The sequence below is a fragment of the Microbacterium sp. genome, from assembly GCF_031178525.1.
Classification (GTDB): domain Bacteria; phylum Actinomycetota; class Actinomycetes; order Actinomycetales; family Microbacteriaceae; genus Microbacterium.
This window is the reverse complement of record NZ_JAPSJA010000143.1, coordinates 900-6,481: the sequence shown is the minus strand read 5'-3', so window position 1 is coordinate 6,481 and position 5,582 is coordinate 900. Positions and strand designations below refer to the sequence as shown.

General features: G+C 71.0%; 5 protein-coding genes. All 5 read left to right on the top strand.

What is annotated here, in order from left to right; genetic code table 11:
• Positions 1-1,095 (top strand): sugar ABC transporter substrate-binding protein (locus tag RIF89_RS09720; RefSeq protein ID WP_309068916.1); only part of this gene is annotated, 1,095 nt, incomplete at its 5' end.
• A gap of 4 nt (positions 1,096-1,099) precedes the next feature.
• A complete protein-coding gene (locus tag RIF89_RS09715; protein WP_309068915.1) occupies positions 1,100-1,921 on the top strand; it encodes an SDR family NAD(P)-dependent oxidoreductase in 822 nt (273 codons plus the stop codon).
• 94 nt (positions 1,922-2,015) lie between these two features.
• On the top strand, positions 2,016-2,798 hold the full coding sequence (locus RIF89_RS09710; RefSeq protein WP_309068914.1) for an SDR family oxidoreductase: 783 nt from the start codon (positions 2,016-2,018) through the stop codon (positions 2,796-2,798).
• Positions 2,799-2,811: 13 nt separating this feature from the next.
• Complete coding sequence (locus RIF89_RS09705; protein ID WP_309068913.1) at positions 2,812-3,918, top strand: sugar phosphate isomerase/epimerase family protein; 1,107 nt, start codon at positions 2,812-2,814, stop codon at positions 3,916-3,918.
• Between the two features lie 8 nt (positions 3,919-3,926).
• Positions 3,927-5,483, top strand: a complete 1,557-nt coding sequence (locus tag RIF89_RS09700) for an aldehyde dehydrogenase family protein (protein WP_309068912.1) — start codon at positions 3,927-3,929, stop codon at positions 5,481-5,483.
• Positions 5,484-5,582: the final 99 nt, after the last annotated feature.

Below are 5,582 nucleotides of genomic sequence, written 5' to 3'. Positions count from 1 at the left end.
CCGCACCTCGCGGCACCCCGCACCACGCAGTACCCGCATCAGACAAAGGAGTTCACGATGCACGCACGCACCATCCTCAAGCCCCTCGCCGCGGCCGGCGTCGGCCTGTTCGCCATCGCGGCGCTCGCCGGCTGCTCCGTCGACACCGGCCAGGGCGGCGCGGCCGCCGGCGGCGGCGGTGAGACGAAGGAGAACGGCATGGGCGACGACGGCGTCTTCAAGGTCGCCGCGTTCACGGCCGGATACGGCACCCCCGGCGGAAAGCTCACGCTCGACTACTTCGTCGAGGCGGGCAACGAGCAGGAGAACTGGGAGGTCACGCTCGACACCAGCGAGTTCAACTACGACGAGATCACCACGGAGATCCAGAACCAGATCTCGGGCGGCGCGGACGCGATCCTCGCCGGCTTCCCCGACCCCCGCCAGACCGCGGTCATCGAGCAGGCGGCGGCCGACGCCGGCATCCCGATCTTCTCGATCGACGGCGGCGTCGAGCCCAACGACGCGTACGCGGTCGACGTCACCTTCAGCCAGCAGCAGATGGCCGAGGAGACCGTCGGCGCGCTCGAGGAGGCGGTCGGCGGATCGCTCGAGGGCAAGGACGTCATGGTCATCGGACACGACCCGCACATCGGCATCCAGACCCGCAGCAACATCGCGCTCGACCTGCTGGAGGAGAAGGGCGCGAGCATCGCGGGCGGCGACATGAAGCAGGTGCTCAACCCCGGCACGGGCCGCACCGAGGCGCTCACCTTCGTGCAGGACTACCTGCAGGCGAACCCGGACGGCCTCGACGCCGTCTGGGTCGGGTGGGACGACGGCGCGCTCGGCGCCGTGAAGGCCATCAACGAGGCGGGACGCGACGACATCTTCGTCACGGGCGTCGACGCGCTCGAGGAGACGACGGCCGAGATCAAGAAGGACGGCCCCATGTACGCCTCGATGGCGCAGGACTGGATCGGGGTCGTCGACCAGGTGATCGACATCATGAACGACTACCGCGACAGCGCGACGCTGCCCGACGAGAACTTCATCGATCTGCCCGCCGAACTCATCGACCGCAGCAACGTCGACACGTTCGAGCCGACCCTCTGACCCCATGAGCACGCAACTGCAGACGGCGCCGGCCGACCTGTTCGACCTGCACGGCGACCTCGTCGTGGTGACGGGCGCATCGAGCGGGATCGGCCAGGCCGCCGCGGAGATGTACGCCGCGGCCGGCGCGACGGTCATCGTGCTCGGGCGCAGCGAGTCGCGCGTCGCCGACGTGGTGTCCGGCATCGCCTCCGCGGGCGGCACGGCGCACGGCTTCGCCGTGGACGTCTCCGTCCGCGGCGCGGTGGACGCGGTGCTCGGACGCATCGTCGAGGAGATCGGACGCCCCACCGTGGTGGTCGCGAACGCGGGCATCGCCGGCGGCGCGAGCTACCTGGCCGACGGCCGGCTCGCCGACTACTCGGATGCCGAGTGGGACGAGGTGGTCGCGACCAATCTCACCGGGACCTTCGAGACGGTCCGGGCGGCGGCGCGCGTGCTGGACCGCGGCGGTCGGATCCTGGTCACCGCGTCGACGGCCGGCATGCGCACGGATCCCATGGTCTCGTACGCCTATGTCGCGACCAAGGCGGCGATCCTGAACTTCGTGCGCCAGACGGCGCTGGAGCTCGCCCCGCGCGGGATCCGGGTCAACGCCATCGCACCCGGGCCGTTCAAGGGGACGAGGATCGGCGACGGCAAGACCGAGATCTCGCCCGAGTTCGAGGCGGAATGGGCATCGACGATCCCGCTCGGCCGGATGGGCACCATGCCCGAGATCCAGGGGCCCATGCTCTTCCTGGTCTCGCCGGCCTCCGCGTTCGTGACCGGGGCGATCCTTGCGGTCGACGGCGGCGCGGTCGCGCTGTCGCACACGGCCTTCTGAGCCGTGTCTCCGAACGCCGGCGGGGAGGCGGCACGACCCCTCCCCGCCGGACCAGACCACCACCCACGACCCACACATCACTGAGGAGAGACATATGAGACTCGACGGCAAGGTCGCCATCATCACCGGCGGCGCGAGCGGCATCGGGCGCACCACCGTGCACAAGTTCGTCCGCGAGGGCGCGAAGGTGCTCGTCGCCGACATCGACAGGGCGCGCGCCGAGCAGGTGGTCGCCGAGGTCGAACAGGCCGGGTTCCCGGGCGCGGCAGCCGCGACGGGCGTCGACGTGTCGGTGTTCGCCGACGTCGAGGCGATGGTGGCCAAGGCTGTCGAGGTCTTCGGAGCCGTGCACGTCATCTTCAACAACGCCGGCATCGCGGGCGGCGTCCCGCTGCTCGAGCACGACCCGGAGACCGATTACGAGCGGATCGTCCGCGTCGACCAGAACGGCGTCTACTACGGCATCGTCGCCGCCGGGCGGCAGATGGCGAGACAGGGCACGGGAGGCGTGATCATCAGCACGTCCTCGGTCTACGGCGAGCAGGCAGCCGAGCTGTCGTTCACGTACAGCGCCGCCAAGGCCGCCGTGATCTCGTTCACGCGCTCGGCGGCGTACGAGCTCGCCGAGCACGGGATCCGCGCCGTCGCGATCACGCCCGGCCGCGTCGCGACGCCCATCATCAACCAGTTCAGCGACGAGCTGAAGGCCACCTTCGCGGCGGAGCAGCTCCGCGGGAAGCTGACGGAGCCCGAGGAGATCGCCGACGTCGTGGCGTTCCTCGCATCCGACGAGTCGCGCGTGATCAACGGCACCGTGGTGAGCGTGGACGACGGGTACTCCGTCTTCAAGCAGCGCCTCGAGCTGCCGGTGTTCTGACAGGGGGCCGTCCATGTCCGCCGTGCCCCGACGCCTGCCCGTGGAGCTCGACGTCGCGTGTCACCTCAACGTGGTGCTCGCCGACCCGGGATCCGACGTGCTCACAGCCGCGCTCGACGGCATCGCCGCGCGCGGCTTCCGCCGGATCGTGCTGCCGCCCGTCGATCCGGTCTCGTTCGATGCGGCCGGCTTCCGGGTGCTGTGCGAGGCGCGCGGCCTGTCGGCGATCCCGATCGTCGGCCAGTCTCCGGGCGCGGACGTCTCGTCGGACGACCCGCAGATCCGCGCCGCGGGATCCGATGCGCTGCGGCGAGCCATCGACCTGGCGGCGGAGCTGGGAGCCGACCAGCTCAACGGCGTGCAGTACGGCCTGTTCGGCAGATCGCCGTCCGTGGTGCCGCGCGACGCGTGGGAGCGCTCCGCCGCGGCCGTGGGAGAGGTGGCCGAGGCCGCACACCAGCGCGGCATCGCGCTCGTGTTCGAGGTGCTCAACCGCTATGAGACCCCGATGATCAACACGGCCGAGCAGGCGATGGCCTACGCGGAGGCGAGCGGTTCGGCGCATCTTCGCATCCATCTCGACACGTTCCACATGGCGGTCGAGGAGGAGGACATCGCGAGCGCCATCCGCGCGGCCCTGCCGCGGCTGTCGTTCCTGGAACTCGGCCAGTCCGGTCGCGGCCGACTGTCGCGCGGCGCGGTGGACATCGCCGACGTGGTGCACAACGCGCTCGACGACGGGTACGAGGGACGCTGGGGCGTCGAGGCGTTCTCGTCCGCGATCCTCCCGCCGCCCGCGCGCGACGCCCTCGCCGTCTGGCGCGCTCCGTACGTCGACGGGCTGCATCTCGCCGATGACGCCGTGCGGGTGATCCGCGCGGGCTGGGCGGCGAGCGGCCCTGGCCGACGCGCCGCGCGCCTTGCACGCGCGGTGGGCCCGGAGGACGGCGGCCCGCCGGGCGCAGGCCGCGCCCGAACGGATTTTGGCGACGATATTGTCTCCGATCCGATCGTGGCTCACACTGAACGCGAGACCCGACTCCCTGACGCTCCCGCGCCAGCGAACCCCGCGGGCACCCCGCCCGCAGCCACGAAGGCAGCAGCACACACAGAGAGGTGAGTGATCACATGACGGACATCGACAACGCGGTCGTCAGCACCGACGCCGCATCCGGCGAGGCGTCGGACACCGAGACCGGCAAGGCAGCGGAGGCGGCCGTCCGAACGGGCCTGTTCATCGGCGGCGAGGAGCGCTTCACCGACGAGGTCGTGAAGATCGCCGACCCGGGCAAGCCCGGCGTGATCGTCGGCGAGGCCGCATCCGCGTCGCCGCAGGACGTGGCAGACGCAGTGGCGGCCGCGAAGGTTGCCTTCCCCGCGTGGGCCGCCCTGTCGGCACAGGAGCGCGCGGCGAAGATGGCCGAGGCGATCGCCGGGATCGCGGACGACCGCGACACCGACGCGGCCATCCTGTCCCAGGAGAACGGCAAGATCCGGATGGAGGCGTGGATCGACGCGCTCGTGTTCGAGATCCGCTGGAACGTCACCCTCGGTGTCGCCGACCAGGTCGACGAGGGCACGACGCTCGATCCGGCCCCGGGCATCCCCGTCACGACTCAGGTCAAGCACTCCCCGCTCGGTGTCGTGTCGATCATCGTGCCGTTCAACTGGCCGATCGCGATCCTGGGCGCGGCTCTGCCGAACGCGCTGCTCGCGGGCAACACGGTGGTCGTCAAGCCGCCGGCGTCCGCTCCGCTGGCGACCGCTCGCCTGGTGCAGCGTGTCGCGGCCAAGCTGCCCGCGGGGGTGCTGAACGTCGTGACGGGCAAGGACGAGAACATGTCGGCCCTGATCGACAACCCGGACGTCGCGAAGCTGTCGTTCACGGGAAGCGTCAACGGCGGCAAGCGGATGATGGAGATGGCGTCGAGGACGCTGACCCGTGTGACGCTCGAGCTCGGCGGCAACGACGCGGCCGTGATCGCCGAGGACGCCGTCCTCGACGACGCGCACGTCGATCGCCTGTTCGGCGCGATCTACGACACCACGGGTCAGATCTGCATGAACGCCAAGCGCGTGTACGTGCACCGCTCGCGGCTCGACGAGCTCGTCGCGGCCCTCGAGGCGCGCCTGCAGAAGGTCGTGATCGGCTACGGCCTCGACGATGGCACGACCATGGGCCCGCTGCATCAGCCGGCGCAGAAGGCGTTCGTCGAGGAGATCATCCAGGAGGCGAAGGACGCGGGGGCCGATGTGCGCGAGTACGGCGAGCTGCCGGGCGGCGATCTGGCGGGCGGCAACTTCCTCCGCCCGGCGCTGGTGATCGATCCGGACCCGGCGCTGCGCGTCGTGACGCAGGAGCAGTTCGGGCCGGTGATCCCGCTCATCCCGTTCGACGCCGAGGACGAGGCCGTCGCGGCGGCGAACGACACGTGGGCGGGCCTGGGCGGATCGGTCTGGACGTCGAGCCCCGAGACCGCGCAGCGCATCGGCTCGCGACTGCAGTGCGGCTACGTGTGGATCAACGACCACGGCGCGAACCGCCTCGACCTGCGCGCACCGTTCGGCGGCGTGAAGCAGTCGGGCATGGGCCGCGAGCAGGGGATCGAGGGCGTGCGCGACTTCCAGGACACGCACGCGATCGCCACGCTCGACGAGGAGGCGCTCAAGGCGATGGCGCACTGACCCGGAGCTCGCATCCTCCCCCGTCCTCGAGCCAGCGGGCGCAGCGGCGAGCGACACGGTCCGGACGCGGGGGGGCCCCGGGGGGCCGGCGGGGTAGGC